The sequence below is a fragment of the Actinoplanes hulinensis genome (assembly GCF_019429605.1).
Taxonomy (GTDB): domain Bacteria; phylum Actinomycetota; class Actinomycetes; order Mycobacteriales; family Micromonosporaceae; genus Actinoplanes; species Actinoplanes campanulatus.
On sequence record NZ_JAHXZI010000016.1, the window covers coordinates 248,722 to 266,884 of the forward strand.

An 18,163-nucleotide genomic window follows, 5' to 3' on the forward strand; every position below is an offset into this window, starting at 1 on the left:
TTTCCGGTGACGATTGAAGGTCCACCCATCGCCCGCCAGTTGCCGTCCGAGCGCACCTTCCACGGCGACACGGTCACCGACGAGTTCGCCTGGCTGACGGTCAAGGACGCCCCGGAGACCCTGGCCCTGCTGAAGGCGGAGAACGCCTGGACCGACCAGGCGACGGCGCACCTGGAGGACCTGCGCGGCACCGTCTTCCAGGAGATCCGGTCGCGCACCCAGGAGACCGACCTCTCGGTGCCGACCCGCAAGGGCGGTTTCTGGTATTACACGCGGACTCTCGAGGGCAAGCAGTACGGCATCCACTGCCGGATGCCGGTGCGCCCCGGCGAGACCGGTCCACCGGCCGGTGAGGACCGTCCCGGCGAGCAGGTTCTGCTGGACGGCAACGAACTGGCCGAGGGGAAGGACTTCTTCGCGCTCGGCACGTACGACGTCAGCCCGGACGGGACGTGGCTGGCCTACTCCACCGACTTCGCCGGTGACGAGCGGTTCACGCTGCGGGTGAAGAACCTGACGACCGGCGAGGTGCTGGCCGACGAGATCACCGACGCGTTCTACGGCAGCGCCTGGTCGGCGGACGGCGGCGAGCTGTTCTACATCACCGTCGACGAGGCCTGGCGGCCGAACCGGGTGTGGCGGCACACCATCGGCACGACCGAGGACACCCTGGTCTTCGAGGAGCCGGACGAGCGGTTCTGGGTCGGCGTCGAGCTGACCCGCAGCGAGAACTTCATCGTCATCGACACCCAGAGCAAGATCACTTCAGAGGTACGGGTGATCCCGGCCGACCGCCCGACCGCCGAACCGGTCGTGATCGCCGAGCGGCGGCAGGGCGTGGAGTACTCGATCGAGCACCACGGTCACCGGTTCCTGATCCTGCACAACCACGAGGCCGAGGACTTCGCGCTGGCCAGCACCTCGGTGGACAACCCGGGCGAGTGGGTGGAGCTGATCCCGCACCAGCCCGGCACCCGGCTGGAGTCGGTGGACGCGTTCACCCGGCACATCGTCATCTCGCTGCGCCGCGACGGGCTGACCGGCCTGCGGGTGATCGCGGACGGCAGCACCGCGGCGTACGACATGGAGTTCCCCGAGCCGCTGTACAGCGTGGGCCTGTCCGGCAACCCGGAGTACGACACGTCGTCGGTGCGGATCACGTACACCTCGCTCGTCACTCCCGAGTCGGTGTACGACGTCGACCTGGTCACCCGGGCCATGACGCTGCTCAAGCGGAAGCCGGTGCTGGGCGGTTACGACCCGGCCGACTACGAGCAGTTCCGGGAGTGGGCGACGGCCGCCGACGGCACCCGCGTCCCCATCTCGATCGTGGCCCGCAGGGGGACCGAGCGGGACGGATCGGCGCCCACGCTGCTCTACGGCTACGGATCGTACGAGCACTCGATCGACCCGTACTTCTCCATTCCCCGCCTGTCCCTGCTGGACCGCGGGGTGGTCTTCGCGATCGCCCACGTGCGCGGTGGCGGCGAGATGGGCCGGCAGTGGTATGAGCAGGGCAAGATGCTCGCCAAGAAGAACACCTTCACCGACTTCGTGGCGGCCGCCGAGGCCCTGGTCCGCAGCCGGTGGACGACACCGGCCCGGCTGGTGGCCCGTGGCGGCTCGGCCGGCGGCCTGCTGATGGGCGCGGTCGCCAACCTGGCCCCGGAGGCGTTCGCCGGCATCCTGGCCGAGGTGCCGTTCGTGGACCCGCTCACCACGATCCTCGACCCGTCGCTGCCGCTCACCGTCACCGAGTGGGAGGAGTGGGGCAACCCGCTCGAATCGGCTGAGGTCTACGCGTACATGAAGTCCTACAGCCCGTATGAGAACGTCATCAAGCAGGTGTACCCCCGGATCCTGGCGGTGACCAGCCTCAACGACACCCGCGTGCTGTACCACGAGCCGGCGAAGTGGGTCTCCCGGCTGCGCTCGGTCGCTCCCGAGGGCAACTACCTGCTCAAGACCGAGATGGGCGCCGGCCACGCCGGCCCGAGCGGCCGCTACGACTCCTGGAAGGAAGAGGCCTTCAACCTGGCCTGGATCCTCGACGTGGTCGGCGCCGCCTAACGACGGCGGACCGCGACGACGGCGATGTCGTCCGCCTGCTCCTTGGCTCCGGTGAGCTGGGTGAGCAGGCGGCGGCAGAAGACGCCGAGGTCCGGCTCGACCTCGGCGGACGCGGCGGCCAGCGCCCGCAGGCCCTCGTCGATGTCGACGTCGCGGCGTTCGATCAGGCCGTCGGTGTAGAGCACCAGCGTGCCGCCGGGTGGCAGGGTCAGCTCCAGTTCCTCCCGGCGGGGCGCGCCGATGCCGAGCAGCGGGCCGCGCGGCTGGAGGAACTCGACCCGGCCGTCGACGTGCAGCAGCGGCGGCAGGTGCCCGGCGCCGGCCATCCGGATCCGGCCGGTCCCCGGTTCCAGGGTGAGCAGGCAGAGGGTGGCCGAGTCGGTCGGCAGCACGGTTCGCATGAACCGGTTGACCAGCTCCAGCACCGCCCCGGGGGAGTGCCCCTCGACGGCGTACGCCCGGACCGCGTGCCGGATCTCGGCCATCACCGTGGCGGCGTGCAGCGAGTGCCCGGCCACGTCACCGATCGCCACCAGCAGCCGGTCGTTCAGCACGGTCAGCTCGTAGAAGTCGCCGCCCACCTCGGTCTGCGCGCCGGCCGGCTCGTAGAGGACACCGAGGTCCAGGCCGGGCACCTCGGGCAGTCGCGCCTGGAGGAGGCTGCGCTGGAGGGTGACCGCGATCCGGTGCTCCTCGTCGAAGGAGCGCTGCGCCTCGACGGCGGCCGCGACCGCCTGGGAGAGCTGGCGGAGCACCGGCGAGCCGGCGGTCTGCGAGCTCCCCGGCGCGGCGACGTAGACCGGTGGCCGGTCGATGCGCAGGCGGGCGGCGGCCACCGTGACCGTCTCACCGGGCGGCCACTCGGCCAACTCCCAGTCGGCCGGGTCGTCGGTGCGCAGCAGCGATCCGACGGCGACGCGGTGGCCGGGGACGGCCCACCGGCGTACCGATGCGGGTTTGCCGACCGCGGCCAGGCTCTCGCCCTCGGAGGTCTCCGCCACCACCACGACCGGACCGCCGAAGATGTCGCAGGCGCCCTCGGCGGCGGCGGCCAGCAGGGCGGGCAGGGTGGGCGCCGAGTTGATCGCCAGGGTGGTCTCGGCGAGGCGGAGCGACCGTTCGGCGAGCAGCTCGGCACGCTGCCGGGCGCGGTAGTAGCGGAGCACGGCCTGCGCGGTGGCGATCAGCTCGTCCGGTTCGATCGGCTCGACGAGGTACGCGTCCGCGCCCCGGTTCAGTCCCTGGGTCCGGTCGTTGACGTCGACGGCGTGTGCGGACACGTGGATCACCGGCAGTACGCCGTACCGGTGATCGGTCTTGATCTTCTCGCAGACATCGAAGCCGTTCATGTCCGGCAGTTTCACGTCCAGGACGACCAGGTCGACCTCGACCTCGAGCAGGCGGGTCAGGGCCTCGCCGCCGGTCTCCGCCTCGAGCACCGTGAACCCGGCCCGGGTGAGCCAGCTGACCAGCAGGTAGCGCTTGGTCGCGCTGTCGTCGACGACGAGGACCGTGGCGGCGATCATGACGCGGTCGGCAGCCGGAGGGTGAACACGCTGCCCGTGCCGGGGGTGGAGTCGACCCGCAGGCCGCCGCCGAGGATGCCGGCCAGCCGCCGGGCGTAGGGCAGGCCCAGGCCGGTGCCCTTGCCGCTCACCGGTTTGCTGCCGGGCACCTGGTAGAACTCCTCGAAGATGCGTTCGTGCAGCTCGGGCGGGATGCCGGTGCCGGTGTCGGCGACGACGAACTCGATGTCCGAGCCGGCCGGGGCGACGCTGAGCCGCACCGATCCGGACTCGGTGAACTTGAGCGCGTTGGTGAGCAGGTTGCGCAGCACCTGGGCGAGCAGCACCTCGTCGGAGCGCAGTGCCGGCACGGCCGGCTCCTCGACCACGAAGTCGACCTCGGGCCGGGTGGCGAGCGGCCGCAACGTGCCGCGCAGCTGCCCGAACATCGCCTTGAGATCCACCTCGGACCAGTGCGGCTCGATCCGGCCGGCCTCCGCCTTCGCCAGGTCGAGCAGGCCGTTGACCAGGGTCAGCAGATCGCTGGCCGAGGTACGGATCAGGTCCACCTGACGGTGCTGCTCCCCGGTGAGCTCGTCCGAGCCGGAGTCGGTGAGCAGCCGGCCCAGGCCGATGATCGCGGTGACCGGGGCGCGCAGCTCGTGACTCACGTTGGCCAGGAAGCGGCTCTTCGCCTCGCTGGCGGCCCGCAGTTGCGCCGACTTCTCGTCGAGTTCGGCGTAGAGGGCGACGACCCCGCGGTTGGTCTCCTCCAGCTCCTGGGAGAGCTGGTTGTAGAGGGCCATCACGCCGCGGTTGGTCTCCTCCAGCTCGGCGTTGAGCCGGGCCAGGTCGTCGCGTTGCGCACGCACCTCGTCGAGGGCGGCGATGAGCTGCTGATTCTGTACGGCCAGCTCGTCCAGGGGGGTGCCGGGAACGTGCTGGGACAGCCCGGCGCGCATCTCGCTCATACGCTCGGGCGTCAGCAGGGGAGCGCCCGGCGGCAACCGCCGGGACATCCGGACGACCGTCTCGCTCTCACCCTCGTCCACCTCCATCGTGTCGACCAGCCGGCCGACCTGCTGCAACTGCCCGGCGACCCGGGCCGCCGCACCGGCGCCCGAATGTGCCATCGTCACCAGCAGCGAAGGTACCCCGATCGCCGAAACGGTGAACGTCACCTCGGCGTGCAGGCCCACGGCGAGCAGCACCCGGGCCACCTCGCTGAGGGCGGTGGCCATCCGGGTCTGGTCCTGGGACTCCAGCCCGACCGTCCGGGCCACCTCCCGGCCCAGTTGCCGTACCACGAAGATGTCCTGCTCGACCCGCAGGCGCATGCGCATCAGCGGCTCGGAAGTCATGAGAGTCGCGCCACCAGTACGCCGGCATCGTCCCGCCGGACCCCGGCGTCCCGCAACACGGTCGCCGCGATCACCTCGGGGGCGTGGGTCAGCAGGCCCGGGTAGTCGGCCGCGTTCCAGCGGTCGACCACGCCGTCGGTGTGCATCAGCACGACCGCGCCGGGGGCGAGCGGGTAGTCGTACTCCCGCACCTGGCGGCGCTGATGCCCGGCGATGCCCGGCATCGAGACCATGCCGCGCCGGCCGCCGTCCGGCGCCAGCACGGTGCCGGAGATGTTGCCGAGGCCCGCGTAACGGACCACCCCGGCCGACGGGTCCAGCTCGGCGACGGCGAGCGCGGCGCCGCGGGTGTGCCCGAGGCTACGGTGCAGCGCCTCCACCACCTGGGCGGGCGGCACGGCCGGCGCCTGCCGGAAGGCCCGGATCGCCTCGTGCGTGGCGGCCGCGGCCAGGCCTCCGTGGCCGAGACCGTCAGAGAGCAGCAGTTGCCGGCGGCCGTCGACCTCGCGGATCGCGTACCCGTCCCCGCTGACCGTCTCGCCGGTGAGCGGCCGGGTCAGCCCCGCGGCCCAGTTCGGCTCCGGGAGCCCGTCCGGCCACACCTGGACGGCCAGCACGGTTCCCCGGCCCGGCACCGAGTGCAGGTCCCACCGGCTGGCCTGGCGCGAGATCGCACCGAGCCCTATCCCCAGGGTCCCGGCCGTGGAGTGCCCGTCGCCGATCGCCCGCTGCACGTCGGCCATTCCGGGGCCGCTGTCGATCACGATCAGCTCGACGCCGGCGTGTTCCTCGGTCCGCACCGTACGCACCAGGACGGCGCCCTGGTCGGCGTGCTTGACCAGGTTGCCGGCCGCCTCGGCGGCGACGATGGCGAGATCGGCGACACGGTTCTCCGGCATGTCCAGGCCGGCGGCGAGACGCTCCGCGGCCCGGCGTACGGCCGAGGCCGTCCCGGACTCCTCCACCCGGAACCAGACCCCCTCGTCCAGGAGCCCTTCGGGTACGGACGCCACCGTGCCTCCACTCATCGGCACCACTTGACGACCGTGATGGTCGTTCCCTTAGCCGGCTCGGTGTCGATCTCGAACTCGTCGACCAGCCGCCGGGCGCCGCTGAGCCCCAGACCGAGACCGCCGCCGGTCGTATAACCGTCGGTGAGCGCCAGATCCAGGTCGGCGATGCCGGGTCCCTGATCGGCGAAGACGATCCTGATCCCGGCCCGCCGGTCGTTGTGCACCCGGCTCACCTCGACCTCGCCGCCACCACCGTAGACCAGGGTGTTGCGGGCCAGCTCACTCGCGGCCGTGACCAGCTTGGTCTGGTCCACCAGGGACAGCTTCACCGCCACCGCGACGGTACGCACCAGCTGCCGGACCCGGACCACGTCCTGGTCGGTGACGACCGGTAGGCGCTGGGCGTCGTCGTTCACGGTGTGGGTTCCGCAGCCTGATCCGTGTCGTCCTCGTCGCCGAGCAGGTCGACGACCTCGTCCTCGCGGGCCAGCATGGCGATGCCCAGCTCGACGTTGAGGGCGGTCCGGATGCCGGGCAGGGACAGGCCCAGCTCGACGAGGGTGATCGCCACTGCCGGGCGCATCCCGACCACGACGGTCTCGGCGTCCAGCACCCGGGAGACGGAGGCGATGGTGGCCAGCGTGCGCCCCACGAACGAATCCACGATGTCGAGCGCGCTGATGTCGATGATCACACCGCCGACACCGGTCGCCACGATCCGCTCGGCCAGGTCCTCCTGGAGTTGCAGGGCGACCTGGTCCTCCATGTCGATCTGGATGGAGACCAGGAGGATCTCACCGATCTTCAGAACCGGCACGCGCTCCATGTCAGCGCACCGGCCGCTTACCGGTCTTGCTGAGAACGTAGCGCAGCGCGTCGGCCAGCGAGGCCTTGGTCGCGATGTCGCCGAACTCGATGCCGAGCGCCACGATGGTCTGCGCGATCTGCGGCCGGATGCCGGAGATGATGCAGTCGGCCCCCATCAGGCGGGCGGCCACCACGGTCTTGAGGATGTGCTGGGCGACCTGGGTGTCGACGGCCGGCACACCGGTGATGTCGATGATCGCGTACGGCGAGCCGGTGTCCACCAGCGTCTGGAGCAGCCGCTCCATCACCACCTGGGCGCGGGCCGAGTCGAGGGTGCCGACCAGCGGGACGGCCACCACGCCCTCCCACAGCTTCACCACCGGGGTGGACAGCTCCAGCAGTTGCTCGGCCTGGTCGGAGATGAGCGCCTCACGGACGCGTACGTAGCTGTCGAAGGTGAACAGCGCCGCCCGGTCCACGAAGGCGGAGAACGACACGTAGTCCCGCAGGGTGGCCGCGTCGTCGGCGTCGCCGAGAACCTCGAGCGTCGCCTCCTTGAGCGCGAAGACGCTGATCGCCGTCTCGGTGGCGCTGAAGCCCTGCCGGGCCCGGTGGGTGGACAGCTCGCTGAGCTGGGCGCGCAACTCGGCGGCCGCCTCGTCGTTCACGTCGGTGGCCCCGCCCGCGAGGGCCTGCTGGAAGGCGCTCCGCAGATCACGGGTCTGCCGCAGCAGCTCGGCGCCGCTCAGCCGGCCGCGCAGGCCGGCGCCGGCCAGCTCACTCCAGCGGGCGGCGAGCGGCTCCGCATTGCTTTCCAGCAGTACGGCGAAGCGGCTCGCCTCGTCCGGACTCAGCGGCATCGCTGTCTCCCTACCACACGATCTGAGCACAACGGCCGGACTTTACCATCAGAAAGTTCGTTAGTTGCTGTAAGCCAAGTAACGGACCGGGGCCGAAGGGCCGTCCTGTTCTGCGCGGCCCGGGGCACCTGGAGTACCGTTCAGCAATAACTGGAGGTCGGCGAATGTCCTTGACGGTAACAACGGAACAGCGCGGCGACATGGTGGTCGTGTCGGTCGCCGGTGAGCTCGACATGGCGACCGCCCCCCAGCTCCAGGATCAGATCAGTGATCTGCTGGAGAAGGGCCGGACCCGCCTGGTCTTCGACCTCGCCGAGGTGTCGTTCTGCGACTCCACCGGGCTGTCGGTCTTCGTCCGCGCCAAGAACAGCACCGACGACGCCGGCGGGACGGTCCGGCTGGCCGCGCCGCAGCGTGGGGTGCTGCGCATCCTCGAGGTGAGCGGGCTGGTCGAGGTGCTGCACACCTACCCGACGGTGGACCAGGCGGTCGCCGCCGAGGAGCCCGCGCTCGACTGAGACACGGTCGGCGTAGTTTGTCGTCGACCGGTGGCGGGCACCCCGTTGCCGGACTGAAACCGGCCCCCGGGAGTGCCCGTGAAACAGATGTTCCAAGGCTTCAAAGACTTCATCATGCGCGGCAACGTCGTCGACCTGGCGGTCGGCATCGTGATCGGCGCCGCGTTCACCACCGTGGTCAGCAGCTTCACCGACGCCTTCCTGAAGCCGTTGATCCAGCTGCTGAGCGGGGGCAGCGGCCTGACGGCGGGCAAGTTCTACGTCAACAAGATCCCGTTCGACTACGCCTCCTTCATCAACGCCGTCATCACCTTCGTGCTGACCGCCGCGGTCCTCTACTTCCTCGTGGTGTTCCCGCTGAACAGGCTGGCCGAGCGCCGCCGCCGGGGCGAGGAGCCCCCGCCGAAGGCCCCCAGCGAGGAGATCAAGCTGCTCACCGAGATCCGTGACGCGCTGCTCGCCCAGCAGCAGGGCGGCCAGACCTACCGGAGCGAGCCGCCGCGCTGACCCCACGGGGAAAAAGATCCGCCCTCCCGGCACTGTTCGAACAGATGTTCGATACAGTGCCGGGATGGAGCAGCGTAAGCACTGGTGGAACGGCAAGTGGGGCCGGATAGCCCGCAAGGACGTCTACTTACGGACCAGCGGCGATCAGTGGTATGTCGAACAGCGCGCCGGCGGTTCCGAGGGCACCTCGCACTTCTTCGAGTACGACAGCGAGGACGCCGCCCTCGACATGGTCCGCGCCCTGCTGACCGGCCCCGACGAGTGGCGTGAGCTGTCGGTCCGCCCGTCGGCCCGCTGATCAGGCCGCCCGGCGGTCGTCCCGGTGGCGCGCGGTGAGCGGTCCCCGTGGCGACGGCAGCAGCCGCAGCCCGGGCCGGGGCGCGTCCTCGTCGGCGGGGCTCTCGAAACGCCAGCCCGAGCCGGCTCGCGCCCCGGGCGGTTGACCAGCGCCGCCCACACCCCGCGACAGCGCCACCACCAGCAGATATCCGGCGATCACGAAACCGTGGCCGACGAGCCGGGCGATGTCCACCCGCCCGCCGGTGAGGTCGTTGACCGAGAGCAGCAGCAGCATCGCGACGAAGGCGGTCAGCATCGGCACCAGACCGGTCGGCCGGGTCCGCCGCAGGGCGATGAAGAGGTAACCGGCACCCACCGCGACGTTCCACGCCGCCGACTCGTGCCAGAGGTGGCCCGGCGTCGCGCTCAGGCCGGTGTGCGCGTGCGCCGCGCTCGCGCCACCGCCGACCTGGGTCAGCCCCAGGATCAGTTGCACCGTGCCGACCAGCGCCAGGGCGATGTAGAGCAGTGCCGCCACCGGCAGCCGCCGTCGCCGTGGCGGGGCGGCCCGCTGCGGCAGCGCGGCCAGGATCGCGGCGCTGAGGTCGGGCACCGGGGGCACCGGGGCGGTCCGGGTCAGCCGGTTGACCACCGCGGCCCGGTCCAGCCAGTCCCGGCAGCCGGCACACCCGGCCAGGTGCTCGTCGACCAACGGGCGCAGCGCCGGGTCGTCCTCACCGTCCAGCTGCGCGGAGAGCATCTCGCGCCACCGCTCACATGCCATGACCTGATAGTCGCCCCGAATCGCTGCGAAGTTCCCGTGGGATCAGTGATGTTCCTGGCCGAGCAGGCGCCGCCGCTCCCGGAAGGCCCGCAGGTTGGCCGTGTTGCCACAGGTGCTGACGTCGTGCCAGACCCCGCTGTTGTTGCGGGAGGTGTCGAAGAAGGCGGCCCGGCACGCCGCGTTGTTGCAGAGCTTGAGCCGCGGCCACATCCCGGCCTGCTGGGCCGACAGCGCCTCGGCCCACAGCGCCGACGCCAGCCAGCGGACACCCCGGCCGGTCGGCACCACCCGCACCCAGCCGGTCCCGTCCGGCACCAGGCTGACCTGGACGTCGGCCGGCGGCAGGGCGCTGTCCGGCTCCGGGCTCGCCCCGGCCAGCACCACGTGCTCGAAAGCGGTCCGCAGGCGGCGCAACGACCGCAGGTCGGCCGCGGAGAGCAGCAGCGTCGGCGCCGACAGGCCGGAGGTGTGCGACCAGATCGTGAGAGTGTCGGTCACCCACCACTGGGCGTCCTCGGTGGCGGCCAGCAGATCCTGGGCGTAGGACATCGCGGCCCGCGTGTTCAGCAGCTCCTGGACGAGCGCGAAACCGCCGGGCGCCTCTCGTACACCATGTCGTGCGCTGGCCTTCCATGACATAGACAAAGGATACTCGGCTCTTTTTTCACATTTACCGCGCCGCCACCCGGGCGGGTGGACGATCGCCATTGACCGGTGGACGTTCGTGAATGTGTCCCTAGACTGGTCCCGTGCGCAGAGCCCTGTCGATGACGCTCGCCGCCACCGCGGCCCTGACGTTCGCGGCCGGCTGCGACACGGATTCACCGACCGCCGCCCCCATCACCACCGCGCCCGTGCCTGCCGCCCCGTCCGTCACACCGTCGGCCGCGCCCAGCGTCTCCACTCCGGCCGCACCCTCGCCCAGCACCGCCGTACCCCGGAAGAAGTTGAAACGAGGTGCCGAAGGTGCCGAGGTCCTGGCGTTGCAGCAGCGCCTCACCGAGCTCGGTTACTGGATCGGGGAGGCCGACGGGAAGTTCGGCGGCACCACCCAGCAGGCGGTCTACGCGCTGCAGAAGGCCGCCGGCATCGGCCGGGACGGCAGCGTCGGCCCGAAGACCTGGAAGGCACTGGACAGAGGGGTCCGCCCGAAGCCACGCTCCACCAGCGGGGACCTCGTCGAGATCGATCTCAAACGGCAGCTGTTGATGCTGGTCGACGACGGCCAGGTCACCCAGACCTTCAACACGTCGACCGGCTCGATGGAGTACTACGAGCAGGAGGGCCGGACCTACCTCGCCGACACCCCGCGCGGGAGGTTCACGGTGGGCCGCCAGATCGACGGCTGGCGCCACGCCCCGCTCGGGCTGCTCTGGCGGCCGAAGTACTTCAACGGCGGCATCGCCGTCCACGGCGCCCCGAGCGTGCCGCCCTACCCGGCCTCGCACGGCTGCGCGCGCGTCTCGATCGACGCGATGAACTGGATGTGGAAGAACGACGCGATCCCACTGAAGACCAGGGTCTGGGTCTACTGAACCGTCTCGTAACGGCGCAGCCGGCGCCGCGGCCCGGGGATCACCGGCGCGTAACCGGGCGGCCAAGCGGCCCCGTACATCTCCGCGCAGAGCACCACGCTCAGCCACGGCACCCACGGCCCGCTGATCTCGACCGTGCCGCGGCCGCGCGTCTCCAGCGCGAGCGCCCAGTCGTCCTGCCGCGGCCGCAGCCGGGTCACCGACCGTAGCTGGTACTCCTCGGCGCCCAGGATCAGTCGCCGGTTGGTGACGACCGCGAGCCGCCGGCCCGCACCGGTCACCTCCACGGGGAACCATCCGTACTGCTTCTCGCCAACCATCAGGGGAATCGTGGGCTTCACCGCCGCCGGCCGCCCGCCCCGCTCCACGAAACCGGTCAACATGGTCATCGACCGGTAGCCGGCGAGAAGCTGTCCAGGGTCATACTCCGACAAAATCAAACTCCGATCCGGATGGCCACCCGGCGTGGCCCCCGACAAACCCTGGCATGCCGGGCCCCTCACGGACAGCGAATACACCCCCACGGTGGGTCCGAAATTTCCGACGTTCCCGGCTAACTCGACCGGGTCAACGGTTCTTGAAGTAGGTGAAAAGGTGCGCCTCCCGGGTGAGATGCAACCCGAGGAGAACACCCACGAACGTCGCCACCACCGCCGACACCAGCGCCGCGGCGACCGGCGGCAGCACGGAACCCACCGGCAGCGGATCGCCGGCCCGCGCGGCGAACCAGATCAGCGGCGCGCAGACCGTCACACCGGCCAGCGATCGAGACAGCGGTGTGGTTGCTGCAACGCCGAAGCCGGCTCAAGGCGGCGCAGCCGGACACCGCTCACGTGAGCGCGCTGATGGGCGCACAGCCAGACCGTTACTTTCCCGTTATCAACGATCGCGAACTGGGGGCCGATCCCGCGCATCGCAACCCATGACAGCCCTGATTGAAGGAGAACGAGAACGATGCGCACGCTCAAGCTCACCGGCACCCTGGCCCTCGTCGCCCTCGCCGGAGCCTGCTCGCAGCCGGCCGAGCACGTCGGCGGCGCCGCTCAGCCGGTGAACGGCGCGCCGACAGCCACCGCGACCACCCCGGCGGCGGCGCCCACCACCCCCTCGGCCACGCCCTCCACCCCGACGGCCACCCGCACCACCACGGACAAAACGGAGCAGGGTGGAACCGACCCCTGCCCGGTCAGCGCCGCGACCCTGTTCGAGGTGCTCCGCAAGAGCGACCTCTACGAAGCGAGCGGCAAGCCGGACGGCATGGCCAAGCCCAACTGCTACCAGGGGTTCGCCTACGGCCGGTCCACCTTCCGCCAGGAGCCGGAGGGCGAGATCGCCTCGGTCCTGTTCAAGTTCGACACCAAGGCCCGCGCCTGGAAGGCGCTCAACCTCGGCACCGCTAACATTTGCGAAGGCTATGTCTCCCAGCCCGTCCGGGACCGTCTCAACAAGGACACCGGCGGCTGCTGATCCGCTTTCGGCAGGTCACGGATCGGTGCGTCGATGAGCATTCAGCTTCGACGCCCCACCGCGACTTTCAGTTCGGCGCCTGAGCGGCCGCAGCCGCAGCCCGCTCGGCGCTCTCACTCCGACGGACCATCCAGGCCACAACGAGCAACTTCGGGAGAACCCAGCACCACCAGGGCAGGAAGAAGAAGGACAAGCCGGCTACCACCTCCACGATGACCCGGCCCGGTCACGGCCGGCCCGCGCCGCGCTCGCGCGGCGCCTGGATCACTGACTACCGGCACATCGCGCCAGCGTGCCGGGACACCCGGCCGTCACCGCGATCCACGCACAGCTCGCTGGTCGAGCGGTCGATCCAGTACGCCTGCCCGGCGTCGATGAAGGTCGGCTCCTCCAGGTGGAACCACCGATCAACCGTGTCGACAAGCAGAAGCCGATCGGCGATCACCGGCTTGGCCACCACGCCTCCCGAAACTGCGCTGCTGTACTTTGCTGCTGTACGACCCCGGAAACGGAACTGGTCAGCCCCGGGAACCCCGTGCTGACCAGCCGTAACAGTGGGCCGCCAGGGACTCGAACCCTGAACCTATGGATTAAAAGTCCACAGCTCTGCCATTGAGCTAGCAGCCCGCGAATGCCAGGGTACCGACCCCGACCCGCTCCGCAATCATCGCACCCACCGCGGCGGCTGCGCCTCCGAGATAACCGCCTCAGAGACCCGCCAGCAGATACTCCCGCACCTGTCCCCGCGCCTGGTGGATCCGCGACTTCACGGTGCCCTCCGGAATGCCCAGGTGGGTGGCGATCTCCTTGTAGTCGAGCTGGCAGATGTCCCGCAGCACCATCGGCGCCACGAGTTCGGCCCGGGTCGACTCGAGCCGTTCGAGGGCGTCGAGCAGGTCGAGCCGTGATCCCGCGATCACGCTGGTGGTCCGGGCGTCGGCCACGTCGACGGGCATCTCGCCGTACCCCTGCTCGGAGGCCCGCCGCTTGAGGGTCCGGTACGTCTGCCGCGACCCGTTGGCGATGATCACGTGCAGCCAGGTGCTGAATTTCGACCGGCCCTCGAATCCGCCGATGTTCCGTGCCACCTGCATGAGCACGTCCTGGCAGGCCTCTTCGGCGTCCTGGTAGCAGGGCAGGAAGCGTGAGCACCGGCGCAGCACGCCGGGCTGGATGGCGGCCAGCAGCATCTCGAGCGCGTTCCGGTCGCCCGCGGCCGCCCGCCGAGCCAGTTCTTCCTGTTGTTCGTCCCGCACGCCGCCCCCGTCCGCTGATTTAACAACGTTGATAATACGAGCGTGCAAGCACCTACCATGATCGGCCGGTACCGGATCACCGAGCGTCTCGGTTCCGGCGCGTTCGCCACCGTGTGGCTCGCCGAGGATGACGTCCTGGAGTCCCATGTGGCGATCAAGATCCTCGCGGAGAACTGGGCTCATCACCCCGATGTACGGGCCCGGTTCGAGCAGGAGGCCCAGGTGCTGCGCCGAGCCGATTCGGAGCGGCTGGTCCGGGTCCACGACTTCGGTGAGCTGCCGGACGGCCGCCCGTACCAGGTGATGACGTACGCGGCCGGCGGCACCCTCCAGGACCGTCTGGAACGGGGCCCGATGCCGGTCCGGAAGGCCCTGCGCACCGCCAGCGACATCGCCCACGCGGTGAGCGTCCTGCACGACTCCGGGGTCCTGCACCGCGACCTGAAGCCGTCGAACGTCCTCTTCGACACGGTCCGCGGCAGCGAGCGGGTGCTCGTGGCCGACCTGGGCCTGGCCAAGGAGATCGCGCACGCCTCCGGGTTCACGGTGGTGGCGGGCACTCCCGGCTACATGGCGCCCGAACAGCATCTGCCCGGCGGCGGTCTGGATGTGCGTGCCGATGTGCACGCCATCGGCGCGATGACCTATCAGATGTTGACCGGCCGGCCCCCGCAGGCGGGCCGGGCCGCCCCGTCGAAGTTGCGTACCGGCATCTCCCGCGAGGTGGACCGGGTGGTGATGCGGGCGCTGGACGCGGACCGGGATCGCCGCTGGCCGTCGACGGCGGCGTTCGCGAAGGCCCTGGACGCCTCGGCGGCGGCCGCCCCGAGCCGGGTGCTGCGGTTCCTGCGGCACAGTGTGGGCGTGATGGTGGCGCTGGCGCTGCTGGTCTACCTCGGTGGCGCCACCGTCCCGAACGCCACGCCGTTGGGCTGGGTCCGGGTCGCCGACGATTCGGACACGCTGTCGATCGCGGTGCCCGCCGACTGGGGCCGCCAGCTGCGGGATTCCGGCTGGAACACCGCGGCCGTGGGGATGCCGGCCGGTTCCGAGGAGGCCCTCCAGGTGGGCGCCGACCTGAGTTCGGAGACGTCACCGGGGCTGTTCGCCGGGCGGAGCAAGTGGCTGGTGCCGGGGAACGCGGCAAAGGTTCCGCTGCATCCGGGGTGCGATCGGGCGAGCGACCGCACGATCGACGTGGTCGGCTTCACCGGGCGGATCCAGCGCTGGACCGACTGTCCGGGTGCGATCTCGTACAACGAGGTGCTCCTCACCCGGGCCGGCGGCGAACCCGGGCTGTACCTGCAGATCCGGCAGAGCAACGGAGAGCCGGACCGTACCGATGAAGTGCTCCGCACACTGCGGTTCCCTCACTCGTAGCAGGCCGGCTCGTCGTGCTCGAGGTCCAGATCGGTGAGCTTGCCCTTGTTGAACCGGAACCGGTAGTGGACGTTCTGGTACTCGTCGTCCCGCCCGGAGTAGGCGTCTCCGCTGTCGTCGGCCCCAAGATCCTCCTCGGGGACGTCGCCGATGGTGCGCCACTCGAAGTCGGGGTAGGCCGCCTTCACCTGAGCCAGGGTGCTGCCGATGCGAATGCCCTCCGGGGTGGCGATCCGGCCCCACGCCGGGATGGCGACGATCCCGCGGTCCGTCGAGTAGGTGACTTTGGCGACCTTGGGCTTCGCCACCTTCACCGCGGAGTAGCCGCAGCCCTCCTCCGGCACGTCGGACGACTTGAGCTCTCCGATCGCCACCGCGTCCGCCACACTCATCCCGATCTTCAGCTTGCCGACTCCGGTCGGGCCGAAGACGAGGGCGGCACTCTTCGTCGAGGAGGGGGTGGACGAGGAGGAAGCCGAAGGCGAGGAGGAAGGGGCCGGCTTGGAGGTGGAAGGAGAGACCGAGGGAGATGGTGAAGCCACGCCGGCCGGCCTGGCCTCACCGGCCACCGTCTGCGGGGTGTTTGCGCATCCGGTGACAAGGGTCGCCACAGCGAGAGCCAGGATCGTGCGTCGCATCGTCGTCAACCTTTTCTGTGATCTCGGTCGGTCACATGATGCGATGCGCCTTCCAGCGGCCCGGTTCGGGATCCAACATCACGGATGAATAACGGACTCGCGGGTGTTCAGCATCTAGCCACCCCATGGTCAGGTCGATCAGGGATCGTCGTGATCCATGCAACGGACCACCGGCCTCGCCGCTCTCGTCGCCCTCACCACCCTCGCCGCGGGTGCCCCCGCGGCCGCGGCCGATCGCCCGCTCCGGGAGGTCACCGCCACCGTCGAGACGCCGGCGCTCTTCGACGACGAGGCGGGCGGCATCGCGGACGCGGACGACCCCGCGATCTGGATCAACTCGGCCGACCGTTCACGCAGCCTGGTCATCGGCACCGCCAAGAACGGCGGCCTGCGTGTCTACGACCTGAAGGGCCGTGAGGTCCAGTCGATCGCCACGCCCGAGGGCGGCCGCTTCAACAATGTCGACATCCTGACCGGCTTCACCTTCGGCAAGAGGAAGGTCGACGTCGCCGTCGTCACCGACCGCGGCCTCGACAAGCTGCGCATCTACCGGATCGAGGCGAGCGGCCTGACCGACATCACGTCGGCCGACGCCCCGCTGCTGTTCTCCCGGGACCAGGCTGAGGTGGAGGAGCAGGCGACCGGCTACGGCGTCGCCGTCTACGACCGGTACGCCGTGGTGAGCCGCCGGCACAGCACCCGCCTCGGCATCTTCCGCCTCGAGGAACGCAACGGCAAGGTCACCTACCGCACCACCGACACCCTCGACCTCCCGCGCGAGTTCCGCCTGCCCGACGGCACCAGCTGGACCCCGTGCCTCGAACCCGGCGAGGACCCGCAGGTCGAGGGCATGGTCGTGGATGCCGCGGCGGGCGTGCTCTACGCCGCCCAGGAGGACGTCGCCCTCTGGCGCATCAACCTGGCCGGCGGCACGTTCAGCAGCATCCCGCGGATGGTCGAGCGGGTCCGCGAGTTCGGCGAGCCGGCCACCTACGACCCCGAGTCGGAGGAATGCACCGTCGACTACCGGACCGGTTTCGGCGGCCGCATCACCGCCGACGTCGAGGGCGCAACCGTCTACCCGACGGGCAAGCGGGACGGCTACCTGATCGTTTCCAGCCAGGGCGACAGCCGCTTCTTCGTCTACGACCGCCGCACCAACAAGCCTGTCACGATCTTCTCGGTCGTCGACGGAAAGCGCACCGACGGCGTCCAGCACTCCGACGGAGCCGCCGTCACGGCCGTCTCCCTGCCCGGCTACCCCAAGGGCCTCCTGATCCTCCACGACGGCGAGAACACCCCCAACAACGACCGCACCAGCACCAACTTCAAGTTCGTCGACTGGCGCGCCCTGAACCTCCCGTCCTGAGAAAGCAAAAAACCGGGCCTTCCGCTATCTCCAGCGGAAGGCCCGGCCTCTTTCCAAAACCCATTTCTCGTACGGCTACGCCGCCCACAGGCGCACCTGGATCGTTCCCGGACAAGCCGCGACCGGCCAACTCGTGCCCGCCCCGGGCGCCGGAAGGTCTCGTAGCCGAGATTCAGTTCCAGTACCGGAGCACGGCCGCGTACAGCTGGTCGGCGTTGCACCGCAGTCCCGTGGCGCTCAGATGCACTCCGGAGAAGCCGGCGCCCTGGTTGATCCGTTGGAGCATGGCCGTCCCGCCGGACAGGAACTCCCGCTCGAACTCCTCGTCCAGGTCCAGTGCCACGAACCGCTGCCGCTGCACCTTCACCTCACGCACCCGCAGAACCGCCGTCCAGGGGATGACCTGTGTGGACAACCGCACGTCCCGAACCCCGTCCGGACCGATCTCCACGACCGGCCCACGGTGCAGCAGCTGCTGTCCCGTCCGGAACGCCCCGAACCCGAAGAACAGCACACCGACGGCCCCGAGCCCGACCTGGAGGAGAGGCCCGACCGCCGGCAGCCGGGGAATCCCGTCGACGAGCATGAACACGGACGCCCCGAGCAGCGCCAGCGCGCCCAGAACCAACCCGAGAGTCTTCGGCACCGACCGGTGAACGACCATCGTGGCGTCCCTTTCGACAGACAAAAAAGAAAGGCCCACCCCGTATGGGGTGGGCCTTTCTATCACGTTGAGTCCGGCGGCGTCCTACTCTCCCACACCCTCCCGAGTGCAGTACCATCGGCGCTGAAGGGCTTAGCTACCGGGTTCGGA

Annotated in this window: 23 protein-coding genes, 1 tRNA gene and 1 rRNA gene; 9 read left to right on the forward strand and 16 right to left on the reverse strand. The window is 70.1% G+C overall.

The window, feature by feature from the left end; translation table 11 throughout:
- Nucleotides 1–6: 6 nt before the first annotated feature.
- Nucleotides 7–2,070 carry a S9 family peptidase gene (locus KZ829_RS29080; protein ID WP_220147088.1) on the forward strand — a complete coding sequence of 688 codons (2,064 nt, stop codon included), beginning with the start codon at nt 7–9 and terminating at the stop codon, nt 2,068–2,070.
- Here KZ829_RS29080 and KZ829_RS29085 read toward each other — a convergent pair.
- The 6 genes from KZ829_RS29085 to KZ829_RS29110 are packed head-to-tail and all read right to left on the reverse strand — an operon-like array spanning nt 2,067 to nt 7,616.
- Nucleotides 2,067–3,596 carry a fused response regulator/phosphatase gene (locus KZ829_RS29085; protein WP_220147089.1) on the reverse strand — a complete coding sequence of 510 codons (1,530 nt, stop codon included), beginning with the start codon at nt 3,594–3,596 and terminating at the stop codon, nt 2,067–2,069. The two genes, KZ829_RS29080 and KZ829_RS29085, sit on opposite strands and share 4 nt — an antisense overlap.
- On the reverse strand, nt 3,593–4,936 hold the full coding sequence (locus KZ829_RS29090; RefSeq protein WP_220147090.1) for a sensor histidine kinase: 1,344 nt from the start codon (nt 4,934–4,936) through the stop codon (nt 3,593–3,595). The genes KZ829_RS29085 and KZ829_RS29090 overlap by 4 nt, the downstream gene beginning before the upstream one ends.
- A complete protein-coding gene (locus KZ829_RS29095; RefSeq protein WP_220147091.1) occupies nt 4,933–5,964 on the reverse strand; it encodes a SpoIIE family protein phosphatase in 1,032 nt (343 codons plus the stop codon). The genes KZ829_RS29090 and KZ829_RS29095 overlap by 4 nt, the downstream gene beginning before the upstream one ends.
- Entirely contained in the window at nt 5,961–6,365 is a 405-nt protein-coding gene (locus KZ829_RS29100; protein WP_220147092.1) for an ATP-binding protein, read from the reverse strand. Before KZ829_RS29100 ends, KZ829_RS29095 begins: the two co-directional genes overlap by 4 nt.
- Nucleotides 6,362–6,775, reverse strand: a complete 414-nt coding sequence (locus tag KZ829_RS29105; protein ID WP_220147093.1) for an STAS domain-containing protein — start codon at nt 6,773–6,775, stop codon at nt 6,362–6,364. Before KZ829_RS29105 ends, KZ829_RS29100 begins: the two co-directional genes overlap by 4 nt.
- A 1-nt stretch (nt 6,776) precedes the next feature.
- Nucleotides 6,777–7,616 carry an STAS domain-containing protein gene (locus tag KZ829_RS29110; protein ID WP_220147094.1) on the reverse strand — a complete coding sequence of 280 codons (840 nt, stop codon included), beginning with the start codon at nt 7,614–7,616 and terminating at the stop codon, nt 6,777–6,779.
- A gap of 164 nt (nt 7,617–7,780) precedes the next feature.
- Here KZ829_RS29110 and KZ829_RS29115 point away from each other — a divergent pair, with 164 nt between their 5' ends.
- The 3 genes from KZ829_RS29115 to KZ829_RS29125 all read left to right on the forward strand — a co-directional run bounded on the left by KZ829_RS29115 (nt 7,781) and on the right by KZ829_RS29125 (nt 8,939).
- Nucleotides 7,781–8,134 (forward strand): STAS domain-containing protein, encoded by a 354-nt coding sequence (locus KZ829_RS29115; RefSeq protein ID WP_220147095.1) that lies wholly within the window; start codon nt 7,781–7,783, stop codon nt 8,132–8,134.
- An 87-nt stretch (nt 8,135–8,221) separates the two neighbouring features.
- Nucleotides 8,222–8,641: a large conductance mechanosensitive channel protein MscL gene (gene mscL / locus KZ829_RS29120; RefSeq protein ID WP_220147130.1), complete on the forward strand. Its 420-nt coding sequence runs from the start codon at nt 8,222–8,224 to the stop codon at nt 8,639–8,641.
- Nucleotides 8,642–8,705: 64 nt separating this feature from the next.
- Nucleotides 8,706–8,939 (forward strand): hypothetical protein, encoded by a 234-nt coding sequence (locus KZ829_RS29125; protein ID WP_183225975.1) that lies wholly within the window; start codon nt 8,706–8,708, stop codon nt 8,937–8,939.
- On the opposite strand, the gene KZ829_RS29130 is transcribed toward KZ829_RS29125, so the two are convergent.
- Together KZ829_RS29130 and KZ829_RS29135 are read right to left on the reverse strand one after the other, a co-directional pair.
- Nucleotides 8,940–9,704, reverse strand: a complete 765-nt coding sequence (locus tag KZ829_RS29130) for a zf-HC2 domain-containing protein (protein WP_220147096.1) — start codon at nt 9,702–9,704, stop codon at nt 8,940–8,942.
- A 42-nt stretch (nt 9,705–9,746) separates the two neighbouring features.
- Nucleotides 9,747–10,343, reverse strand: coding sequence for a CGNR zinc finger domain-containing protein (locus tag KZ829_RS29135; RefSeq protein WP_183225977.1), 597 nt, complete (start codon nt 10,341–10,343; stop codon nt 9,747–9,749).
- A gap of 110 nt (nt 10,344–10,453) precedes the next feature.
- Between KZ829_RS29135 and KZ829_RS29140 the strand changes: the two genes are divergently transcribed.
- Complete coding sequence (locus KZ829_RS29140) at nt 10,454–11,239, forward strand: L,D-transpeptidase family protein (RefSeq protein ID WP_220147097.1); 786 nt, start codon at nt 10,454–10,456, stop codon at nt 11,237–11,239.
- Here KZ829_RS29140 and KZ829_RS29145 read toward each other — a convergent pair.
- The gene (locus tag KZ829_RS29145) at nt 11,233–11,628 is read right to left on the reverse strand and encodes a hypothetical protein (RefSeq protein ID WP_220147098.1); all 396 of its coding nucleotides are present in this window, start codon (nt 11,626–11,628) and stop codon (nt 11,233–11,235) included. The genes KZ829_RS29140 and KZ829_RS29145 overlap by 7 nt on opposite strands.
- A 178-nt stretch (nt 11,629–11,806) precedes the next feature.
- Entirely contained in the window at nt 11,807–11,992 is a 186-nt protein-coding gene (locus KZ829_RS29150; protein WP_220147099.1) for a hypothetical protein, read from the reverse strand.
- 201 nt (nt 11,993–12,193) lie between these two features.
- Between KZ829_RS29150 and KZ829_RS29155 the strand changes: the two genes are divergently transcribed.
- Nucleotides 12,194–12,706, forward strand: a complete 513-nt coding sequence (locus tag KZ829_RS29155; RefSeq protein WP_220147100.1) for a hypothetical protein — start codon at nt 12,194–12,196, stop codon at nt 12,704–12,706.
- 271 nt (nt 12,707–12,977) lie between these two features.
- On the opposite strand, the gene KZ829_RS29160 is transcribed toward KZ829_RS29155, so the two are convergent.
- The 3 genes from KZ829_RS29160 to KZ829_RS29170 all read right to left on the reverse strand — a co-directional run bounded on the left by KZ829_RS29160 (nt 12,978) and on the right by KZ829_RS29170 (nt 13,962).
- Nucleotides 12,978–13,163, reverse strand: coding sequence for a hypothetical protein (locus KZ829_RS29160; protein WP_220147101.1), 186 nt, complete (start codon nt 13,161–13,163; stop codon nt 12,978–12,980).
- A 98-nt stretch (nt 13,164–13,261) separates the two neighbouring features.
- Nucleotides 13,262–13,333: transfer RNA gene (locus KZ829_RS29165), tRNA-Lys, on the reverse strand.
- 80 nt (nt 13,334–13,413) lie between these two features.
- Nucleotides 13,414–13,962, reverse strand: coding sequence for an RNA polymerase sigma factor (locus KZ829_RS29170; RefSeq protein WP_308285707.1), 549 nt, complete (start codon nt 13,960–13,962; stop codon nt 13,414–13,416).
- A gap of 42 nt (nt 13,963–14,004) precedes the next feature.
- On the opposite strand from KZ829_RS29170, the gene KZ829_RS29175 reads away from it, so the two are divergent.
- On the forward strand, nt 14,005–15,342 hold the full coding sequence (locus KZ829_RS29175) for a serine/threonine-protein kinase (protein ID WP_308285708.1): 1,338 nt from the start codon (nt 14,005–14,007) through the stop codon (nt 15,340–15,342).
- On the opposite strand, the gene KZ829_RS29180 is transcribed toward KZ829_RS29175, so the two are convergent.
- Entirely contained in the window at nt 15,333–15,734 is a 402-nt protein-coding gene (locus tag KZ829_RS29180; protein ID WP_220147104.1) for a hypothetical protein, read from the reverse strand. The two genes, KZ829_RS29175 and KZ829_RS29180, sit on opposite strands and share 10 nt — an antisense overlap.
- Before the next feature lie 67 nt (nt 15,735–15,801).
- Between KZ829_RS29180 and KZ829_RS29185 the strand changes: the two genes are divergently transcribed.
- Together KZ829_RS29185 and KZ829_RS29190 are read left to right on the forward strand one after the other, a co-directional pair.
- Nucleotides 15,802–16,068 (forward strand): hypothetical protein, encoded by a 267-nt coding sequence (locus tag KZ829_RS29185; protein ID WP_220147105.1) that lies wholly within the window; start codon nt 15,802–15,804, stop codon nt 16,066–16,068.
- A 69-nt stretch (nt 16,069–16,137) separates the two neighbouring features.
- The gene (locus tag KZ829_RS29190) at nt 16,138–17,349 is read left to right on the forward strand and encodes a phytase (protein ID WP_220147106.1); all 1,212 of its coding nucleotides are present in this window, start codon (nt 16,138–16,140) and stop codon (nt 17,347–17,349) included.
- A 172-nt stretch (nt 17,350–17,521) separates the two neighbouring features.
- Here KZ829_RS29190 and KZ829_RS29195 read toward each other — a convergent pair whose 3' ends face one another.
- Nucleotides 17,522–18,013 (reverse strand): STM3941 family protein, encoded by a 492-nt coding sequence (locus KZ829_RS29195; RefSeq protein ID WP_220147107.1) that lies wholly within the window; start codon nt 18,011–18,013, stop codon nt 17,522–17,524.
- A gap of 71 nt (nt 18,014–18,084) precedes the next feature.
- Nucleotides 18,085–18,163, reverse strand: a 5S ribosomal RNA gene (gene rrf, locus KZ829_RS45040); the annotation flags it as partial.

What these genes read in the sequence shown, in the direction of transcription:
- KZ829_RS29085 (WP_220147089.1), bottom strand. Translation starts at nt 3,596, where the DNA reads ATGATCGCCGCCACGGTCCTCGTCGTCGACGACAGCGCGACCAAGCGC.
- KZ829_RS29090 (WP_220147090.1), bottom strand. Translation starts at nt 4,936, where the DNA reads ATGACTTCCGAGCCGCTGATGCGCATGCGCCTGCGGGTCGAGCAGGAC.
- KZ829_RS29095 (WP_220147091.1), bottom strand. Translation starts at nt 5,964, where the DNA reads ATGAGTGGAGGCACGGTGGCGTCCGTACCCGAAGGGCTCCTGGACGAG.
- KZ829_RS29105 (WP_220147093.1), bottom strand. Translation starts at nt 6,775, where the DNA reads ATGGAGCGCGTGCCGGTTCTGAAGATCGGTGAGATCCTCCTGGTCTCC.
- KZ829_RS29110 (WP_220147094.1), bottom strand. Translation starts at nt 7,616, where the DNA reads ATGCCGCTGAGTCCGGACGAGGCGAGCCGCTTCGCCGTACTGCTGGAA.
- KZ829_RS29115 (WP_220147095.1), top strand. Translation starts at nt 7,781, where the DNA reads ATGTCCTTGACGGTAACAACGGAACAGCGCGGCGACATGGTGGTCGTG.
- mscL (WP_220147130.1), top strand. Translation starts at nt 8,222, where the DNA reads ATGTTCCAAGGCTTCAAAGACTTCATCATGCGCGGCAACGTCGTCGAC.
- KZ829_RS29125 (WP_183225975.1), top strand. Translation starts at nt 8,706, where the DNA reads ATGGAGCAGCGTAAGCACTGGTGGAACGGCAAGTGGGGCCGGATAGCC.
- KZ829_RS29130 (WP_220147096.1), bottom strand. Translation starts at nt 9,704, where the DNA reads ATGGCATGTGAGCGGTGGCGCGAGATGCTCTCCGCGCAGCTGGACGGT.
- KZ829_RS29135 (WP_183225977.1), bottom strand. Translation starts at nt 10,343, where the DNA reads ATGTCATGGAAGGCCAGCGCACGACATGGTGTACGAGAGGCGCCCGGC.
- KZ829_RS29145 (WP_220147098.1), bottom strand. Translation starts at nt 11,628, where the DNA reads ATGACCATGTTGACCGGTTTCGTGGAGCGGGGCGGGCGGCCGGCGGCG.
- KZ829_RS29155 (WP_220147100.1), top strand. Translation starts at nt 12,194, where the DNA reads ATGCGCACGCTCAAGCTCACCGGCACCCTGGCCCTCGTCGCCCTCGCC.
- KZ829_RS29180 (WP_220147104.1), bottom strand. Translation starts at nt 15,734, where the DNA reads ATGAGTGTGGCGGACGCGGTGGCGATCGGAGAGCTCAAGTCGTCCGAC.
- KZ829_RS29190 (WP_220147106.1), top strand. Translation starts at nt 16,138, where the DNA reads ATGCAACGGACCACCGGCCTCGCCGCTCTCGTCGCCCTCACCACCCTC.
- KZ829_RS29195 (WP_220147107.1), bottom strand. Translation starts at nt 18,013, where the DNA reads ATGGTCGTTCACCGGTCGGTGCCGAAGACTCTCGGGTTGGTTCTGGGC.